The 18,571-nt window shown below is 68.2% G+C and carries 16 protein-coding genes; 10 read left to right on the top strand and 6 right to left on the bottom strand.

The features are described from left to right. On the bottom strand, positions 1 to 506 hold a 506-nt coding region (locus VGT00_06995; GenBank protein HEV8531142.1), incomplete at its 3' end, for an LLM class flavin-dependent oxidoreductase. A gap of 294 nt (positions 507 to 800) precedes the next feature. Here VGT00_06995 and VGT00_06990 point away from each other — a divergent pair. Continuing rightward, entirely contained in the window at positions 801 to 1,166 is a 366-nt protein-coding gene (locus tag VGT00_06990) for a hypothetical protein (protein ID HEV8531141.1), read from the top strand. A gap of 295 nt (positions 1,167 to 1,461) precedes the next feature. Then, positions 1,462 to 2,637 (top strand): 6-phosphofructokinase, encoded by a 1,176-nt coding sequence (locus VGT00_06985; protein ID HEV8531140.1) that lies wholly within the window; start codon positions 1,462 to 1,464, stop codon positions 2,635 to 2,637. Positions 2,638 to 2,647: 10 nt separating this feature from the next. Here VGT00_06985 and VGT00_06980 read toward each other — a convergent pair whose 3' ends face one another. Both VGT00_06980 and VGT00_06975 read right to left on the bottom strand, forming a co-directional pair. Next, positions 2,648 to 2,977 carry a type II toxin-antitoxin system RelE/ParE family toxin gene (locus VGT00_06980; GenBank protein ID HEV8531139.1) on the bottom strand — a complete coding sequence of 110 codons (330 nt, stop codon included), beginning with the start codon at positions 2,975 to 2,977 and terminating at the stop codon, positions 2,648 to 2,650. After that, positions 2,977 to 3,201, bottom strand: coding sequence for an addiction module protein (locus tag VGT00_06975; GenBank protein HEV8531138.1), 225 nt, complete (start codon positions 3,199 to 3,201; stop codon positions 2,977 to 2,979). Before VGT00_06975 ends, VGT00_06980 begins: the two co-directional genes overlap by 1 nt. Positions 3,202 to 3,650: 449 nt before the next feature. Between VGT00_06975 and VGT00_06970 the strand changes: the two genes are divergently transcribed. From VGT00_06970 to VGT00_06960, 3 genes are all read left to right on the top strand, one after another. Next, a complete protein-coding gene (locus tag VGT00_06970; protein ID HEV8531137.1) occupies positions 3,651 to 5,990 on the top strand; it encodes a xanthine dehydrogenase family protein molybdopterin-binding subunit in 2,340 nt (779 codons plus the stop codon). Between the two features lie 27 nt (positions 5,991 to 6,017). Then, positions 6,018 to 6,512, top strand: coding sequence for a hypothetical protein (locus VGT00_06965; GenBank protein ID HEV8531136.1), 495 nt, complete (start codon positions 6,018 to 6,020; stop codon positions 6,510 to 6,512). Between the two features lie 260 nt (positions 6,513 to 6,772). Next, entirely contained in the window at positions 6,773 to 7,702 is a 930-nt protein-coding gene (locus tag VGT00_06960; protein HEV8531135.1) for a hypothetical protein, read from the top strand. Here the strand turns inward: VGT00_06960 and VGT00_06955 are convergent. Then, on the bottom strand, positions 7,635 to 8,219 hold the full coding sequence (locus VGT00_06955) for a CDP-alcohol phosphatidyltransferase family protein (GenBank protein ID HEV8531134.1): 585 nt from the start codon (positions 8,217 to 8,219) through the stop codon (positions 7,635 to 7,637). The genes VGT00_06960 and VGT00_06955 overlap by 68 nt on opposite strands. A 134-nt stretch (positions 8,220 to 8,353) precedes the next feature. On the opposite strand from VGT00_06955, the gene VGT00_06950 reads away from it, so the two are divergent. The 5 genes from VGT00_06950 to VGT00_06930 all read left to right on the top strand — a co-directional run bounded on the left by VGT00_06950 (position 8,354) and on the right by VGT00_06930 (position 15,034). Then, positions 8,354 to 9,979 (top strand): D-aminoacylase, encoded by a 1,626-nt coding sequence (locus tag VGT00_06950; protein ID HEV8531133.1) that lies wholly within the window; start codon positions 8,354 to 8,356, stop codon positions 9,977 to 9,979. Positions 9,980 to 10,040: 61 nt separating this feature from the next. Beyond that, entirely contained in the window at positions 10,041 to 11,279 is a 1,239-nt protein-coding gene (locus tag VGT00_06945; GenBank protein HEV8531132.1) for an aromatic ring-hydroxylating dioxygenase subunit alpha, read from the top strand. Position 11,280: 1 nt separating this feature from the next. Beyond that, complete coding sequence (locus VGT00_06940) at positions 11,281 to 11,769, top strand: aromatic-ring-hydroxylating dioxygenase subunit beta (GenBank protein ID HEV8531131.1); 489 nt, start codon at positions 11,281 to 11,283, stop codon at positions 11,767 to 11,769. Positions 11,770 to 11,974: 205 nt separating this feature from the next. Further along, positions 11,975 to 13,621, top strand: a complete 1,647-nt coding sequence (locus tag VGT00_06935) for a thiamine pyrophosphate-binding protein (protein ID HEV8531130.1) — start codon at positions 11,975 to 11,977, stop codon at positions 13,619 to 13,621. A gap of 216 nt (positions 13,622 to 13,837) precedes the next feature. Beyond that, complete coding sequence (locus VGT00_06930; protein HEV8531129.1) at positions 13,838 to 15,034, top strand: CoA transferase; 1,197 nt, start codon at positions 13,838 to 13,840, stop codon at positions 15,032 to 15,034. Positions 15,035 to 15,093: 59 nt separating this feature from the next. On the opposite strand, the gene VGT00_06925 is transcribed toward VGT00_06930, so the two are convergent. Together VGT00_06925 and VGT00_06920 are read right to left on the bottom strand one after the other, a co-directional pair. Beyond that, positions 15,094 to 18,036: a molybdopterin-dependent oxidoreductase gene (locus VGT00_06925; protein HEV8531128.1), complete on the bottom strand. Its 2,943-nt coding sequence runs from the start codon at positions 18,034 to 18,036 to the stop codon at positions 15,094 to 15,096. Next, on the bottom strand, positions 18,014 to 18,571 hold a 558-nt coding region (locus tag VGT00_06920), incomplete at its 5' end, for an FAD binding domain-containing protein (protein HEV8531127.1). The genes VGT00_06920 and VGT00_06925, both read right to left, overlap by 23 nt.

Genomic DNA, 18,571 nt, shown 5'->3' with positions numbered 1-18,571 from the left:
TCCTTCGCCTGCCAGGCCTTCATCGTGAGGGCAAAGGCCTCGCGGTAGCGCTCGCGATGCTCCATGGGCGTGATGCCGTAGCAGAGGTTGACGTCCATGGGGCTGCCGAGAGGCAGGCCGGCCACGAGCCGCCCGCCGCTGATGCAGTCGAGCATGCCGTACTCCTCGGCCACCCGGACCGGCGGCGAGGTGGTCGGCAGCGTCATCCCCATCTGGACGATGGCTACGTCGAGGCCGTTGGTCTGCTTGGCCAGCACGCTCCCCATGAGGTTGGGGCTCGGCATGAAGCCGTAGGCGTTCTGGTGATGCTCGTTGGTGCAGACGCCGTCGAAACCGGCCCGCGCCGCGAAGAGGAGCTCGTCGAGCGTCCAGTTGTAGTACTGCCCCACGCGGGCGGGATCGGCCAGCTCCCACCAGGGCGGGGTCACCCACACGGACTCGTAGCGCTTCTCGAAATCGTCGGGCAGCTCCCGGTGCGGCATCAGGTGGAACGCGCTGATCTTCATGGACGTACCTCGCAGGGCTCGGGTCGGCTGGCGTGGCTGCTGGTGCCTCACAGTACTGCGGGTGTCCCGGGAGTGTCAATTTGATCCCTTTTCCCCAATCGGGGGGAGGGCCGCAGTTCGAGCCGAGGCCCTCGCTCCGAGCGACGAGGCAAGAGCTGCGTGAATGAGGGGACGGTGTTGCTCTTGAGCAGCTCCTCCTCCTCGTCAAGGAGGCTGGTGTATCGAAGAAGATACAATTGACGCGTCATTGGCGGCTGAGTACGGTGGCGATATGGCAAATAGCCGAGTATCCGCATGATCCGGTTGATCGTCGGATCAGTCGTCATTCCGTTTCTCTTCGTTATCGTCATGTCTGGGGTGGAGTATCTCGCCAAGCCGCGCCTGCTCTGGGAGCTCATGACCGATGTGGCCTGGGACTTGTGCATCTTGGGAATCGGGGTAACTGGCGGTATCTTCTCCGCTCCGGAGATGGTGAAAGGCTGGGGACCTGAAGGCTCTTTGCTTGCTGCCGTTATCGTCATTGCTGTCAACCTTGTCGCTGGCATCGGCATCCAGATCTTGAGAAGAAATCTTGGGACGGGTAGACTGGTTGGCAATTGTTGCGTGGTGCTCGGGGTCTTCGCCGTGATGCTGCCGAGCGCCCTTACATTCTGGAGGTGATCGTGGAACATATTGCTTGGGCAGTTGGTGTGTCGCTCCTATCCGCGGTGCTCGTGGTGGCGCTCATCAATGGTCTCTACGAGCTGGTGAGGGCTATCGGCGCTTCCAGAACATCCAAACCTACACGTCCCGCCGCCTAGTAAGTACGGAGGTCTGCTTTTACATTCCGACATCGAGCGTGAGCCGCCTGGGCTGGCCAAGACGAACCGGTGAGGAAATTTAGGAATCTGAGACCGGATCCCAACCCCGGATCCCAACCCCGATGAGTCGTGATCGGAAGGACTCAGGAGCGCGGATGGCGGTGAAGCGGATCGGCGTCCTCACAGGTGGCGGCGATGTGCCCGGCCTGAACTCCGTGATCAAGTCGGTGGTGTACCGGGGCAGCGAGCTGGGGTACGAGGTGATCGGGATCCGCCGCGGCTGGGAAGGGTTGACGCATGTCAATCTGGAGGATCCGGAGAGCCGCACCCGGTACGTGCTCCCCTTGAACCGGCAGAACACCCGCACCATCGACCGCACTGGCGGCACCTACCTGCATACCTCGCGCACCAGCCCGTCTCGGATGCCCAAGCTTCCTCCGGTGCTCGCGGGGCAGGAATTTCCGTCCGCGGCCTCCCCGAGCGGCGGCCTCACCTACGACGTGACCGGCGCGGTCCAGCGAAACATCGAGGCCCTGGCCCTGGACTACCTGATCGCCATCGGCGGCGACGACACGCTCGGCTACGCGGCGGAGCTCGCGCGGCGGGGCATGCCCGTGATCGCCGTGCCCAAGACGATGGACAACGATGTGCGCAACACGGAGTACTGCATCGGCTTTTCCACGGCCATCACGCGCGCCATCGAGGCCATCGACCGGCAGCGGACCACCGTCGGCTCGCACGAGCGCATCGGCATCTTCCGCGTGTTCGGGCGCGATGCCGGGTACACGGCCCTCTACACCGCGTACGTGACGTCGCTGCGCTGCTGCATTCCGGAATACCGGGTCAACCTGGCCAAGCTGATCGAGCTGCTGGTGGCCGACAAGCGCAACAATCCAAGCAACTATGCGCTGGTCATCCTCTCCGAGGGCGCCCAGTGGGAAGGCTATACGGTGAAAGAGTACGGCGAGCCGGATGCCTTCGGCCATCGCAAGAAGATGAGCGTGGCCGAGGATCTGAGCACCGAGATCAAGGCGGCCACCGGCGAAGAGACGATCGTCAGCGACCTGACCTACGAGCTGCGCTCGGGCAGCCCGGATTTCGTGGACCGCATGGTGGCCTCGACCTTCGCGGACATGGCCGTGGATGCCATCCACGAGGGCCGGGGAAACCTCATGACGGCGGTCAGCGGTGGCTGCTTTGCCCTGCAACCGATTCCCGATCCCACGCTCGGGCCGCGCAAGGTGGATGTCGCCACCATGTACAACACCGAGCGCTACCGCCCGACCTATGACCGCAAGCTGGGTCTGCCCATCTTCCTCACGCGGGAGTAGGGTGTCGCCTTCACTGAGGCAGGGTTGGATAGGCCTTGTCGGGGCTATCGACGAAGCCAGTATCCGGGTCGGCGTCGCGCATGCGCGATAGCGAGAACCTCAATGCGATCGTGAGCCTCGCGGAAAACAACGAAGAAGGGAAACCGACGAACAGGTAGCGACGAGTCTCGCCCAGATACCGAGGCCACCGCCGCGGCACCTCGTCGATCATGTGGATTGCCGTGTCGAGCTCTGCCGTGAACGCCTCTGCTGTTTCGGCATTCCGGGCACTGTACCACTCTCGTGCGGCACGGGCTTCTTGGATCGCTTCCGGGTGAAGCCAGGCCGGCTCGGCCGGCACTACCGTCCGAGGATCATGCGGCGCGCTTCAGACCACGGCACCGGTGTGACGGCACCCGAGTCCAGTTCGCGGAGACGCTTGGCGATCTCGTCCGCCCAGGCCGCCTCCGCGCTCTCGTCGACCTCCTCCTCGAGGCTCTCCAACAGCGAGACTGCGAGGGCAGCGCGCGCCTCGGGCGACAACCTCAACGCTTCCTGCAAGAGCTTGGCGGGATCCGACGTCATGCTGGTGATTCTACTCCCCGGCGGCTCGCTGTCGCCTGCAATCTAACCAGTGTTGTCACGGGACTCACGGTCCTTCTGCACGGTTCTGGCGAGCGGAGCACCCCTCCGTCGACGGAGCGTGACAGGCGGCATGGGCCCCAGTCTCGTCGCGGACCTAGGCAAGCCGGCAGCTGCGAGCTGTCGAATCCGGACTTCGGTATCGCTATCCTGACTCATTGGCTTCAAGCGACGCTACTACCTTCGATCGGGACCGTCAATGTTCACCTTTGGATACGCGCGGAAGCGAGAGCAACCGGGCTGGAGTCCCTCTCCCAAGGTGAAGGCCGCAGTTCGAGCCGAGACACTGCCGACGAGCCGCAGGCGAGGAGAGTGGGGAGGCGAGGGCTGAGATGGACAGGGGTCGAGCCCAAACACCCGGGACGTCAAGGCACTTGTGATATGTACTCCCCGTGAGTGTCTTCGGCGCGCGGGTGCGGCGGAAGGAAGACGGCCGGCTCGTCACCGGGCGCGGCCGGTACGTCAGCGATGTCGAGCTGCCGCGGATGCTCCACGTGGCCTTCGTGCGTAGCGTGCATGCTCACGCGAAGATCGTGACCGTGGAGGCGACGGCGGCCAGGGCGGCCGCGGGGGTCGTCGCCGTCGCGACGGGCGCTGATGCTGACATCGCGACGCATCGCATCCGGGCGAAGTCCGCGCTGCCGAGCTATGTCGAGACCGAGCAGCCCGTGCTGGCCGGGCCGGAGGCGCGCTTTGCCGGCGAGGCGCTGGCCGCCGTCGTGGCGGCAGACCGGTACGCGGCCGAGGACGCCGCCGCCCTCGTGGCCGTGGAGTACGAGCCGCTGCCCGCGGCGGTGGACGTGGTCGCGGCGCGCGGCGGCGCCGCGGTCGTGCACGCCGCCGCGCCCGACAATGTGCTCTTGTCGCGCCGGTTCGAGAGCGGCGAGGTGGAAAGGGCGCTGGCCGGTGCCGCCGTGGTCATCGAGCGCACGTTCCGGACGAACCGCCAAACGGCGGCGCCGCTCGAGGGCCGGGGCGGGGTAGCGGACTGGAACGCGGGCGAGGGCAAGCTCACGTTGTGGTCCGGCACTCAGGTGCCGCATCTGGCGCGTCATGGTTTGTCGGAGATCCTCGGGCTGGCCGAGAACCGCATTCGCGTGATCGCGCCCGACGTGGGCGGCGGGTTTGGCGTCAAGGCCATCCTCTATCCGGAGGATGTCGTCCTGTGTCTCCTGGCCATGCGCCTGGGACGACCCGTCAAGTGGGTGGAGCAGCGGCGGGAAGGGCTCCAGGCCTCGGCGCACGCGCGCGATCATCACTACGCGGTGCGCGGCGGCTTCGATCGCGCGGGTCGGCTGCTCGCCATGGACGTGCGGATCGCGTGCAATGCCGGCGCGTATTCCGTCTATCCGTGGACCGCTGGCCTCGAGGCGCTCATGGCCGGTGGGCTCCTGGCCGGCCCCTACAAGCTGGCGAATTACCGCTGCGAGGTCGCCGCCGTCGCCACCCACACGGCGCCAGCAGGTCCGTATCGCGGCGTCGCGCGCCCGGCCACCACGTTTGTCATGGAGCGGGTGCTCGATCTCGGCGCCGCGGCCCTCGGCCTGGATCCGGTCGAGATCCGGCGCCTCAACCTGGTCGGGCCCGGCGATCTGCCGTACGCCTCGGCCACCCGCCTCGTCCATGACAGCCCGACGTATCCCGTCTGCTTCGAGAAAGTCTTGAAGGCGATCGACTATGAAGCTTTCCGCGTCGAGCAGACGCGAGCGCGGCGAGAAGGTCGCTACCTCGGCATCGGCTTCGCCAACTACAACGAGCTGACGGGCCTGGGCCAGGCGGCCTCCGCGGGGCCGCGTATGCCGTTTCGCACGGGCCACGAGGGTGTCACCGTGCGCATGGACCCCTCGGGCGCGGTGACGGTGCTGGCCGGCGTGACGTCACAGGGGCAGGGGCTCGAGACCACGATGGCGCAGATCGTGGCCTCGGAGCTGGGCGCGTCGATCGACGCCGTCACGGTCGTTCTCGGCGATACGGATGCCACGCCATTCGGTCTGGGCGCCTTCGCCTCGCGCCAGGCCGTGATCGGCGGCGGCGCCGCCATGCGGGCGAGCCAGGCCCTGCGCGAGAAGATCACGCGCATCGCGGCGCATCTGCTCGAGGCCGCGCGCGAGGATCTCGAGATGGCCGACGGCCGCGCCCTTGTCAAAGGAGTGCCCGAACGGTCGGTGTCGCACGCCGAGGTCGCGCGGGTGGCGTGTCTGGAGACGCAGCGGTTGCCCGGGGACATGGAGCCCGGCCTCGAGGCCACGCGCTTCTATGATCCAATCCGCGGCACCTTCGCGGCCGGCTCTCAGGCCGCGGTGGTGGAGGTGGATCCGGCGACGGGGGCGGTCGCGATCCGGCGCTACGTCTGCGTCGAGGACACGGGACGCGTCATCAACCCGCTCATCGTCGAGGGGCAAGTGCAGGGGGCGATCGCCCAGGGCATCTCCGGCGCGCTCGCCGAGCACTTGATCTACGACGCCGACGGCCAGCTCCTCACGGGCACGCTCATGGACTACGCCCTGCCCACCGCGAGCGACATGCCGCCATTCGAGCTCGACCACATCGAGGAGCCGGCGGAAAACCTGGCGGGCGTCCGCGGCGTCGGCGAGGGCGGCACGCTTGGCCCCGCCGCCGCTCTCGCCAACGCCGTGGCCGACGCCCTCGCGCCGTTTGGCATCGAGCCCAACGAGCTCCCTCTCACGCCCGCCCGCATCTGGTCACTGACCGCAGGTGCGCCGCGCGCGTGATACAGTCGGCGCTCAAGGGGAGCCCTCATGAGAAAGCTCGTGATCGTTGTGGGCGCAATCGTGGCGGTCCTGCTCGTAGCGCTCATCGTGCTGCGCGTGGTCGGGCTCGACCCCAAGGACCGCCGCGCCGGCCTGTGGCTCACGGGAGAAGTCGTCGCCACGCCCGTCACCGACTGGTCCTTCACCGACAAGTACGGCAACATCTACGTGCAGACGAAGACGTGGTATCTCGTCCCCCACTCGGTGACGACGGGGTGCACAGCGAAGGATGGCACGCTCTATCTGACCTCCGTATACCGCCCCGGCCAGCAGTTCCCCCGCGACAAGGCCTGGAACCGAAACATCACGCGCGATCCACGGGTACGGCTGAAGATCGGCGACAAGCTCTACGATCAGAAGCTGGCCCTGGTCATGGATGAGACGGAGAAGGACGCCGTGCTCGAGGCCAAGGCCAAGAAGTACCCGCAGCAGCCCGCCGTCGAGAAGAGCCGCGTCTTCGTGTTCAAGGTCCTGCCGGGCTAGGGCGGACCATCAATGAACGCAACTCTGCGATCCTACGCCCCCCTCACCCTGCCCTCTCCCCCGCGACGGGGGAGAGGGATCCAGAAAGAGAGGCCTATTTTGGAATCCCTCTCCGCCATTGGGGGAGAGGGCAGGGTGAGGGGGATCGGCTGTTCGCGCGCAATTCAATCTAGGTGTCGCCCCGCCGCATGAGCGGGGCGCCGACCGGCGATGGCGCGCCGGCCCCCAAGCGCCCGCGAAGAGGCCGATGGTGGCAGCGCATGCTGCCCTGGCTCGTCACCGCGGGCTGCTTCGTCTATCTGTATAGCCGGCTCGCCCGGGCCGCCGCCGCGGAGGGACGCGGGCTCGTCCCCTATCTCGCGGCCATCTTCGAAAACGTCAGCTGGTCCCGCTGGCTCCTCCTGATGATTCCGTACTGCGCGCTCTTCGTGCTGATCGACAGCCTGGTGGTGTGGCGCGTGATCACCTGGTTCAACGCGAAGCTCCGCTACACCGACGTGCTGCCCATCCGCGCCAGCGCGTACATCCTCTCCATCGTGAACGAGCAGGTCAGCAAGGGCGCCATCGCCCTCTATCTCAGCCGGCGCAACGGCATTCCCGCCTGGGAAGTGGGCTCGAGCATGCTTTTCATCATGTTCTGCGAGTACTACTACCTGCTGAGCTGGGCCACGGTGGGCGTGCTCCTGCAGTGGGACCGGCTTCCCAACGTGTTTCACGTCATTCCGTGGCTGGCCCTGATCTCGGCCGCCGTCTTCGTGGTCTTCTACCTCTTCTTCACGGGGCGACTGCTCAGTGGACGAGTCGGGTGGGGAGGCGCCGTGCGCAACCGCCCGCTCTTCCGCTCGTTCCGGCTGGCCCGGCTCCACCACTACGCCGCGGTGATCGCCCTACGCTCGCCCGCCATGCTGTCGGCCGTGGTGGTCTATGCACTCGCCCTGAAGCTTTTCGGCGTGTCGGTGGGCCTGGGCGAGATGCTCGGCTATCTGCCCGTCATCTTCTTCGGGGCGGCCATGCCCGGCCCCATGCACTCCGTGGCCATCGTGCTCTGGGTGCTCCTCTTCCCCGCGCAGCCGGGGGCCATGACCACCTTCGGCTTCGTCCAGCACAACTTCTTCATCCTCTTCAATGCCGGGATGGGTCTTCTCTTTCTCCGGCGGGCGACTCGCGAGCTCTACGCGAAAGCGCCATGACCGCCCGCAGCCGCTCTGCCATCGAGATGAGGGTGCTGACCACAAGGATCCAGACGAGGAGCGTGAGGAGGGGCTGGAGGAAGCTGAGCCCGAGGCGGATGAGGATGTCGCCGCCCAGCGGGGCAAAGTAGAGGATGCCGTTGTAGCGGCCCAGCCGGCTCGTGCGGAGCGTGCGGCCGCGATGGAGCCAGTACGAATCCGCGACGTACTGGATGAAGGCGGCCGCGACGAGGACGGGCAGGATCCACGGGAAGGCGCCCCGCGAAGCCCCCGCGGCCAGGCCGCTGTTGACGAAGAGGAAATCGGCCGTGTGATCGAAGGTGCCGCCCGCCGCGCTCACGGTGCCTCGGCGTCGGGCGAGGGGCCCGTCGAGAAGATCCGTGGCGATGGCCACGGCCAGCATGAGAGCGGCCAGCGCCGCATAGCGCGTCCCGCCTCGAGCCATGAGCAGCGCGAACGGCACGATGAGGAGAAGCCGGACAGCGGTCAGGGCATTGGCCATGAGGGGAACCGTCATCTTTCGCTCGCCTCGGACGGCGGGGCCCCAGCCCCGCGACGTCCTGCAGCTCGCACCACCATCGTGCGGCGGAAATTGTAACATCGCCTCCTGACTTGCGGGGCCGTGGAGGAATCAGTAGCCTACCGCCACCTATGGATGACCTCGCGATCCGCGGTGGGCTCGTCATCGACGGAACCGGTGTGCCCGGACGCGAGGCCGAGGTCTTTGTGCGCGATGAGCGCATCGTGGCCATCGAGCCGGGGGCGGGCCGTACGGCGCGCCGGACCATCGATGCCCGCGGCCAGGTGGTGGCGCCTGGCTTCATAGACATCCACACGCACTCCGACTTCACCTTGCCCCTGAACCCGCGCGCCGAAGGCAAGATCCGCCAGGGCGTGACCACCGAGGTCGTGGGCAACTGCGGATTCTCAGTCGCGCCCGCGCTGCCCGGCACGGCCGCCCTGCTCGGGGACTACCTCGGGGCCAGCGCCCCGGGTCTGCCGTTCCAGGACGCGACGTTCGCCGAGTACCTCGACCGCTTCCCCTCCGTCTCCGTCAACACGATCATGCAGGTCGGTCACAACACGCTGCGGCTCATGACGGTGGGCATGGAGCGCCGCCCTGCGACTCCGGACGAGCTGGACCGGATGACAGGCTTGCTCGCGGAGGCGCTGGAGGCGGGCGCGATTGGTCTGTCGTCCGGGCTCTTCACCGCGCCCGGGAGCTACGCGGGATCCGATGAGATTCTCGCTCTCGCGCGGGTGCTCGCGCGCTACGGCGCCACCTACGCGTCGCACGTCCGCGACGAAGCCAATCGCGGCTTCGAGGCGGTTCGCGAGGCGATGGCCGTCGCGGAGGCAACGGGAATCCATGTGCAGATCGCCCACCTCAAGCTGTCGGGGACCGACAACTGGGGCAGGGCGCAAGCGCTCCTGGCGGAGATCGACGCCGCGCGGCGCCGCGGCCTCAAGATCGACTGCGATCAGTACCCGTACGACACCGGGACCAACCCGCTGCGCAACCTCTTGCCGGGCTGGGTGCAGGAGGGCGGCGTTTCCGCGATGCTCGAGCGGCTGGCCCAACCGGCCGTCCGCGGGCGCATTCGCGAGGACCTCGCGCGCGACGGCCTCACCAACTTCGGACGGATCCCGTCATGGGACGCCGTGCGCATCGCCGTCTCGCCGTTCCATCCCGCCGACGCCGGCCGGAACTTCGGGGACCTCGCGCGACGCCGAGAGATCGATCCCCTTGACGCCGTCTGCGATGTCCTCCTCGACGACCGGGGCCATACCCGCATTCTCATCCGAAGCATGGCGGAAGAGGACGTGGACCAGATCACGCGCACGCCGTGGGTGCTCGTGGGCTCCGACGGCAGTGCCCTGGCGCCCTACGGGGTGACCGGCCAGGGCAAGCCGCATCCCCGGTACTACGGCACCTTCGCGCGCGTGCTCGGGTCCTGCGTGCGTGAGCGCGGGCTCCTGACGCTGCCGCAGGCCGTTCGCAAGATGACGGGCGGCTCCGCGGCGGCCCTGGGTCTCGCCGACCGCGGCGAGCTCCGGCCGGGGGCGTGGGCGGACATCACCGTGTTCGATCCCGACACCATCGCCGAGCGGGCGACCTACGACGAGCCCCATCAGTACGCGGCCGGCATCTCCACCGTCATCGTCAATGGCGCCGTGGTGATCGACGGCGGTGACCACACGGGGGCCCTCCCGGGCCGGGTCCTTCGCTTCCCCCCGGCGCGCCGCCTGACGGTGGCGGGCCCGCGCGGCGTGTGATACCTTCGGCCGCAGTCGATTTTTTTGCGGATCGGCGATCGCTCGCCGAGGGGGACCGCGCATGAGCACCACCGAGTCGCAACATACCTGGCCGGGAGACACACTCACTCGCGTGCCCTACTGGGTCTACCAGGACGAGGCCAACTACCGCGCCGAGCTGCGCCGCATCTTCGAGGGGCCGGTGTGGAGCTATGTCTGTCTCGAGTCCGACGTGGAGCGGCCGGGTGAGTTCCGCACGACCTTCGTGGGCGAGATGCCCGTCATCGTCGTTCGCGCGGAAGACGGCAGCATCTGCGCCTTCGAGAACCGCTGCGCGCACCGCGGCGCCCTCATCGCGCTGGACGACCGGGGGAAGGCCCGGAGCTTCCAGTGCATCTATCACGCGTGGACGTACGATCTGCGCGGCAACCTGACCGGCATCGCCTTCGAGAAGGGCTCCCACGGCCGTGGGGGCATGCCCGCCTCCTTCTGCAAGGAGGAGCACGGCCCGCGCAAGCTCAGGACGACCACGCTGCACGGGCTGGTCTTCGCGAGCCTCTCGCCCCAGGCGCCGCCCATCGCGGAGTATCTCGGCCAGGAGATTCTCGGACGGATCGAGCGCGTGCTGCACCGGCCCGTCCGCGTGCTCGGCCGCTTCGTCCAGGTGCTGCCCAACAACTGGAAGCTCTACTTCGAAAACGTCAAGGATACCTATCACGCGAGCCTGCTCCACGCCTTCTTCGGCACCTTCCGCATCACGCGTCTGACCCAGGGCGGCGGCGTCATCGTCAGCCCCGACGGCGGGCACCATGCCAGCTACACGATCGATCGGGCCGATGACCGTGTGAGCACGGCCTATCGGGAGCAAGGCATTCGCTCGGAGCACCAGAACTACCGTCTGGCCGATCCGAGCCTCCTCGACTGCGTCGACGAGTACGGCGACGGGATCAAGCTGCAGATCCTGACCGTGTTCCCGAACTTCGTCCTGCAGCAGATCGAGAACTGCCTGGCCGTGCGCCAGATCCTGCCCAAGGGACCGGAGAGCATGGAGCTGCACTGGACGTACTTCGGCTTCACGGACGATACCCCCGAGATGCACCGCCGGCGGCTCAAGCAGCTCAATCTCGTGGGGCCCGCGGGCTATGTCTCGATGGAGGACGGCTGTGTGGGCGGCTTCGTGCAGCGCGGCGCCGCCACGGCGGCCGACGAGCTCTCCGTGGTCAACATGGGCGGCGAGAGCGCCGAATCGCAGGACACCCGGGCCACCGAGGCCTCGGTGCGCGGCTTCTGGAAGGCCTATCGCCGCTACATGGGGGTCTGAGGTGGCGGAGACCGATCCCCTTCTCGTCAGCCTCCAGCCCCTCGTCGCGCAGCTCAACGCCGACTACGCCCGCGCCATCGACGACGATCGCCTCGAGGACTGGCCCGAGTTCTTCGCCGAGCAGTGCCTGTACTCGATCACCTCGACCGACAACCAGCGCCAGGGATATCCCGGCGGCCTCATGTACGCCGACTCCAAGGGCATGCTGCAGGACCGCGTGGCCGCGCTCCGCGAGGCCAACATCTACGAGCGCCAGAGCTATCGCCACCTGGTCGGGCTGCCCGCGCTCCTCGGCGAGACGGACGGGGTGGTGCGGGCCGAGACACCTTTTCTCGTCGTGCGCATCATGCGCGATGGCCGCATGGATCTCTTCGCCACCGGCCGCTATCTCGACGCCATCGTCGAGGAAGCCGGGGCCCTGCGCTTCCGCGAGCGCATCGTGGTCTGCGACAGCAGCCGCATCGACACCCTCCTCGCCCTTCCTCTCTAGCCCGCCCCCTCACCCTCCCCTCTCCCCCGATGGGGGAGAGGGATGAGAAGAAGATGACATCCATCCTCGAGAGCCAGACTGTCTTTCTGAATCCCTCTCCCCCGCCTCGGGGGAGAGGGGAGGGTGAGGGGGGCAGCCACTGCGCTGCGAATGTCGCCGAGAAGTGATAAAGTCCGGAGCACCTATCTCGACAAGGAGAGCCTACATGGCCACGGTGATCGGATCGGAGCTGCTCGCGCGGGCGTTGAAGTCGCAGGGCGTCGACACGATGTTCTACGTGATGGGCGGCCCCATGCTGGAGACCGAGGCCACCTGCATCAAGCTGGGCATCCGCGCCGTCGACACGCGGCACGAGCAGGCCGCTTCCCTCAGCGCGCACGCGTGGGGACGCGTCATGCGCCGCCCCGGCGTGGCCATGGGCTGCTCGGGGCCGGGGGCGACCAACCTCGTGACCGGCGTCGCCAATGCCTTCACGGACGCCGCGCCCCTCGTGGCCATCGGCGGCGCGAGCCCGCGTGTCTATCTCGGGATGGAAGCGTTCCAGGAGATCGATCAGGTGGCGGTGATGCGGCCCGTCACGAAGTGGGCGGAGCGCATTTACGACGCCCGCCGGATCCCCGACATGGTCGCCACCGCGTTCCGTCAGGCGACGACGGGACGGCCGGGTCCCGTCTATCTCGACCTGCCCGGCGATATCCTTGGCGAGAAGGTGGACGACGAGAAGATCGAGTTCCCGCCGGCGTGGAAGACGCTGCCGCGACCGATGGGTGACAAGGGAGCCATTCAAGAGGCGATCGCGCTCCTTGCGCGCGCGGAGCGACCGGTCATCCTGGGGGGCAGCGGCGTCTGGTGGTCCGACGGCGCGGCAGCCTTCCAGGCGCTGGTCGAGGCCACGGGCATCCCGTTCTACACCACGCCGATCTCGCGGGGCACAGTGCCGGAGGATCACGCCCTGGCCTTCATGAACGCGCGCAGCAAAGCGTTCACCGAGGCCGACGTGATGCTGACCGTGGGCACCCGGTTCAACTGGGTGATCCAGTTCGGCCGCCCCCCGCGCTTCGCGAAAGACCTCAAGGTCATCCACGTCGACATCAATCCCACGCAGCTCGGCTGGAATCGCGAGGCGGACGTGCCCATCGTGGGCGACGCCCGGGCGGTGCTGGAGCAGCTGACCGAGGAGGCGCGCGGCAAGATCGATCCCAAGAAGTACGCGCCGTGGGTGGGCAAGCTGCGCGTGCTCGACGCCGAGAAGAACGCCGAGCAGGAGAAGGCGATGTCCTCGGACAACACCCCCATCCATCCCCTCCGGCTCTGCAAGGAAGTGCGCGACTTCCTCAAGCGCGACGCCATTCTCGTGGTCGACGGGCAGGAGATCCTGAACTTCGGGCGGCAGTCCATTCCGACCTACGTGCCAGGGCATCGGTTGAACTCCGGCGCCTTCGGCTGCATGGGCGTGGGCGTGCCCTTCGGCGTGGGCGCCAAGGTGGCCAAGCCGGACACTCAGGTTCTCGTGCTCCATGGCGACGGCTCCTACGGCATCAACGCCATGGAGATCGACACGGCGGTGAGGCATCGCATCCCCGTCGTCGTCGTCATCTCGAACAACGGCGGGTGGACGGCCGACACCTCGTGGGCGCTGCCCCTGCCCAAGCCCGGTCGGAACCTCGGCCGCACTCGGTATGACCGCGTGGCCATGGAGCTGGGCGCGCACGGCGAGCTGGTGGAGAAGCCGCACGAGATCCGTCCCGCCCTGGAGCGCGCGTATGCCTCCGGCAAGCCGGCCGTGGTCAACGTGATGACGGACGACCAGGCGCGGGCGCAGACGGTGCGCTTCTCGGCGTATACGACCTAGCCAGGTTGATGCGAGAGGCCCGACCCCCTCACCCTGCCCTCTCCCCCTCTGGGGGAGAGGGATTTTGGAAATTCCGCACTCCTCCTGAGAGGAATGAATCAGGCCTCATTTTCAACCGCAGTTCGAGCTGAGCGGCGCAGCCGCGAGGCGAGGGCTGAGTAGATCAAGGGGCGAGACGTGTCTATGAAGAATCTGAGCTAGATCAGGAGAGTGAAGATGCCCAAGGCTCTTGACGGAATTCGTGTCCTCGACCTGACCCAGTACGAGGCGGGCCCGAGCGCCACCCAGATGCTGGGGTGGCTCGGCGCCGAGGTCATCAAGATCGAGCCGCCCACCGGCGAGCCCGGTCGCAACGCGCTCTCCGACAAGCGCGGCGAGGACGCCTGGTTCTTCCTGCTCCTCAACTCGAACAAGAAGGGCGTCACCCTCAATCTCAAGTCTGAGAAAGGCCGCGCGCTCTTTCTCGAGATGGCCAAGAGCGCCGATGTCGTGGTGGAGAATCTCGGGCCGGGAGCGCTCGAGCGGCTTGGCCTCGGCTGGGAGCCGCTCTCGCGGCTCAATCCGCGCCTCATCGTCGCCTCCGTGAAAGGCTTCGGCAGCACCGGCCCGTATGCGGAGTACAAGAGCTTCGAGTGGATCGCCCAGGCCATGGCCGGCGCCATGAGCATGACGGGCCATCCGGACGGCCCGCCCACCAAGGCCATCGGCGGGCTCGCCGACACCGGGGCCGGGCTCCACACGGCGATCGGGATCCTCGCCGCCATCGTCCAGCGACACACGACAGGCCTCGGCCAGCGCCTCGAAGTCGCGCAGCAGGATTCGGTGGTCAACCTCCTACGCATCCACCTGCGCGAGACCTACCAGAGCGGCAGGCCGGCGCCCCGGCAGGGCAATCGCTCCGCCGCCGCGGCGCCGTCGAACATCTACCGTTGCCGCCCGTTCGGGCCCAACGACTACGTCTTCGTCCACTGCGCCACCGCGGAGATGTGGAAGACCCTGGTGGAGATCTGCGGGCGGCCGGAACTCGCCGACGATCCGCGCTATGCCGATCGGCGTGACCGCGTGCAGTTCGTGGACGAGATCGACGCGATGATCGAGGCGTGGACGGAAAAGCACACGAAGCACGAGGCCATGAAGATCCTGGCGGGGGCGGGCGTGCCCGCGGGCGCCGTACTCGATTCGGCGGAGGTCCTCGCCGACGAGCACATGCGGGGGCGCGGGATGATCGTGGAGCTCGAGCACCCCACGCGCGGCAAGTTCCCCATGCCCGGCAATCCCGTGCGCCTGTCCGCCTCGCCCACGGAGCTGCGGCGTGCGCCGCTCCTGGGCGAGCACAACGCCGAGGTCTACGGCAAGCTGGCCGGGCTCTCGGAGTCCGATCTGGCCGAGCTCAAGCGCGATCGAGTGATCTGACCATCCCATCCCTCTCCCCCCATCGGGGGAGAGGGATGGGTGAGGGGGCTCGGCCCAGCTCAAGCGCGAGACTGACGCTCGCGGAGCGCGCGCCACACGCGCTCCGGCGTCAGGGGCAGCTCGCGGAGGCGCACGCCGGTGAGCCGCGCGAGCGCGTTGCCCACGGCCGGGCTCACGGGCACGAGGCTGCCCTCGCCCGCGCCCTTGGCGCCGAAGGGCCCCGCGCCGTCGCCGTTCTCCACGAACCGGCACTGGAGCTCCGCCGGTACGTCCTCCGCCCAGGGCACCCGATAATCGACCAGGTTCGCGTTGAGGAGCTGTCCCTTCTCGTAGAGCATCTCCTCGAGCAGGGTGTGGCCGATGCCCTGCATGACCGCGCCCTCGTCCTGCCCCTCGCACTGCTGAGGGTTGATGCAGCGGCCCACGTCGGCCACGGACGCGTACGAGTGAACGGTGATGGCGCCCGTCTCTTCGTCCACGCTGACCTCGGCGGCGCCCACCGCCATCTCCCAGAAGGGCGTGCTGCCGCCGAGCGCCGCCGTGCTGCGACCCGGCGCCACGATGCCGCGCCCGATCAGCTCGCCGCCGCTCATGCCGAAGCGCTCCCGGAGCAGCTCCGGGTAGGGGAGACGCTCTCCGGCTGAGATCACGGCGGCGTCTTCGAGCCACAGCGCGGTCGCGTCAACGCCGAGGTGTCGGCTGGCGATGCGCAGCAGCTGCTCGCGCACGTCAACGGCCGCCTCCTGCACGGCCTTGCCCGTCATGGTGGTCGAGCGGCTCGAGCTAGTGGTCTGGTCGTAGGGCGTGATCGCGGTGTCCGGCATGGCCACGAAGACGCGCTCGATGGGGACGGCGAGCACCTCGGCGGCGATCTGGGCCATCACCGTCTTCGCGCCCTGCCCCATCTCCACCGTGCTCGCGAGCACGGTCACGCTGCCATCGGCGTGCAGGCGCACGATGGCCTCGGAGACCGTGGGCGCGACGCTGGCCTTCATCATCATGGCGAGACCGCGGGCGCGACCGGCGGCCGGCTGCTGAGACCAGCGAATCGCCTCGGTGGCCCGGTTCAAGGTCTCCTCGAACTTGCCGTCGATCGGCGTGTCTCCCGGTGCGAACTCCTCGCCCTGCCCGAGCAGATTGTGCCGGCGGAGATCGACGGGATCGTGGCCGAGGTCGCGAGCCGCCTCGTCGACGAGCGACTCGAGGGCCCAGGCGAGCTGCGGCACGCCGAAGCCGCGGAAGGCGCCGCCGGGCGTCGTATTGGTGTAGACGGCCTTCGCGTCGAGCACGATGTTGGGCACTCGATACGGCCCCGTCGCCGTGTAGGTGCCCTTCTGGATGATGCGCGGGCCGATGTCGGCATAGGCGCCCACGTCGAAATCGGCGTGGCACTCGGCGGCCCAGAGCGTGCCGTCGCGCTTGAAGCCGAGCCGCACTCGAGCGCTGGCATCGCAGCGTCTCACCGTCCGGAAGGCTTCTTCTACCGAGAGGGCCAGCCGGACCGGGCGCCCCACCATGCGCGCGAGCGCCCCCACGACGGGCTCGAGCTTGGCGTACGTCTTGCCGCCAAAGCCGCCGCCGAGGGACGGGACGATGATGCGGATGCGGCTCAGCGGCACGCGATACATCTTGGCCAGCTCCACGCGGACCGAATAGGGATTCTGCGTCGACGCCCAGACGGTGAGGGTGCCGCTCTCGTCCCAGGAAGCGAGGGCCACGTGAGGCTCCATGGAGTAGTGCTGCACGCGAGGGAAGCGGTACACGTCCTCCACCACGACGTCGGCCTCGGCGAAGGCGCCGGCGCCCCCACCGCGCTCGAGGTGGAACTGGTGGCAGATGTTGGTGCCGGGCCTGGGCTTGAGCGAGGAGAGATCGGCGAAGTGGCCGGCCAGCGGCTCCGAGGTGTGGACGAGGGAAGCGCCGGGGGCCAGCGCTTCCTCGAGAGTGGTCACGGCGGGCAACTCCTCGTACACGACCTCGACCAGCTCGAGGGCCTCGGCGGCGGCGCTCTCGGTGTCCGCGACCACGGCGGCCACGGGCTCGCCCTCGTAGCGGACGACGTCGATGGCGAGAATGGGGCGGTCGCGGAAGGCGGGGCCGAAGTACGGATCGCACCAGTCCAGATCGGCGCTGGTGACCACGGCGCGCACGCCGGCCGCGGCGCGGGCGCGGGAGACATCCACGCGGACGATCTTGGCGTGGGGGTAGGGCGATCGGAGCAGCTTCACGTGGAGCATGCCAGGCAGCTCCATGTCCGTGACATAGCGCGCGCGCCCCGTCACCTTCTCGGGCGCGTCGACGCGCCGCACCGAGTGCCCGACCACGCGCAGCGCCCCCTCACCCTGCCCTCTCCCCCGATGGGGGAGAGGGTTTCGAAATTGTGCAGGTTGCCCTGTTGAATCTCTCTCCCCCGTCGAGGGGAACAGGGCAGGTTGCTCTGTCGAATCCCTCTCCTCGGTCGAGCGGGACAGGGCAGGTTGCTCTGTTGAATCCCTCTCCCCCGTCGAGGGGGAGAGGGCAGGGTGAGGGGGCGCTTTTGCGCAGGCGGCGATGGCGTCGATGATCTTCTGGTAGCCCGTGCAGCGGCAGAGATTGCCGCGGAGGTAGTGGAGGATCTGCTCGCGCGTGGGCGAGGGGTTCTCCTCGAGGAGCGCGGCCGCGCTCAGGAGCATGCCCGAGGTGCAGAAGCCACACTGGACCGCGCCATGCTCGACGAAGGCGGTCTGCACGGGGTGAAGCGTGTCGCCGTCGGCGAGACCCTCGACGGTGCGGATCTCGCGGCTCTCGGCCTCGACGGCCAGATAGGTGCAGGCGCTCACGGGCGCGCCGTCTACCAGCACCGTGCAGGCGCCGCACACCTGGATATCGCACGAGCGCTTGGCGCCCTTGAGGCCGAGCTGCTCCCGCAGGACGTCGAGGAGCAGGCTGTGCGGCATGACGTCGACCGCGACGGCGCGTCCGTTGACCGTGCAGGCGAGGCTAGACGATGACGGTGTGGGCATAGCGTGCTTGAACGACCTGTCCCTGAGCCCGCGCGCCGGCGACCTGGAGGGCCCGCTTCACGCATACGCCCGTCAACGCGCGCTTGTACTCGACGGATCCGTGGCGGTCGGCCATCGTGTCGACCTCGCGGGCGGCCGCGGCCCCTAGCTCCTCGGCTCGCGCGAGGAGAGCGGCCGCCGGCTCGCCGGCGCCCTTTCTCTCGACCTCGAAGAGCCGTTGAGGCCGCGGGCCGACACAACCCACGGTGACGCGAAGGACGCTGGGCTCGCACGCCACGGTCACCCCCAGCGTGGGACGCTCGTACACGCCGAATTTCAGATAGGCCGAGACGGTCTGGGGCGGCCAGGTACGCAGACGAACCGAGGTCAGCACCTCGTCCTCCTCGCGCGCCGTCTCGTATGGTCCGCGGATGAAGTCCGCGAGGGCGATGTCGCGCGTGCCCCGCCGGGACCAGAGGCCGAGCGTCGCGTCGAGGGCCAGGAAGAGGGTGGCGAGGTCGCTGTGCGGGTCCGCGAAAGCCAGGTTGCCGCCCAC

The organism is Candidatus Methylomirabilota bacterium (genome assembly GCA_036002485.1).
In the GTDB taxonomy this organism is placed as follows: domain Bacteria; phylum Methylomirabilota; class Methylomirabilia; order Rokubacteriales; family CSP1-6; genus AR37.
The sequence above is the reverse complement of the archived record's forward strand: the minus strand, read 5'-3'. Positions and strand labels throughout refer to the sequence as shown.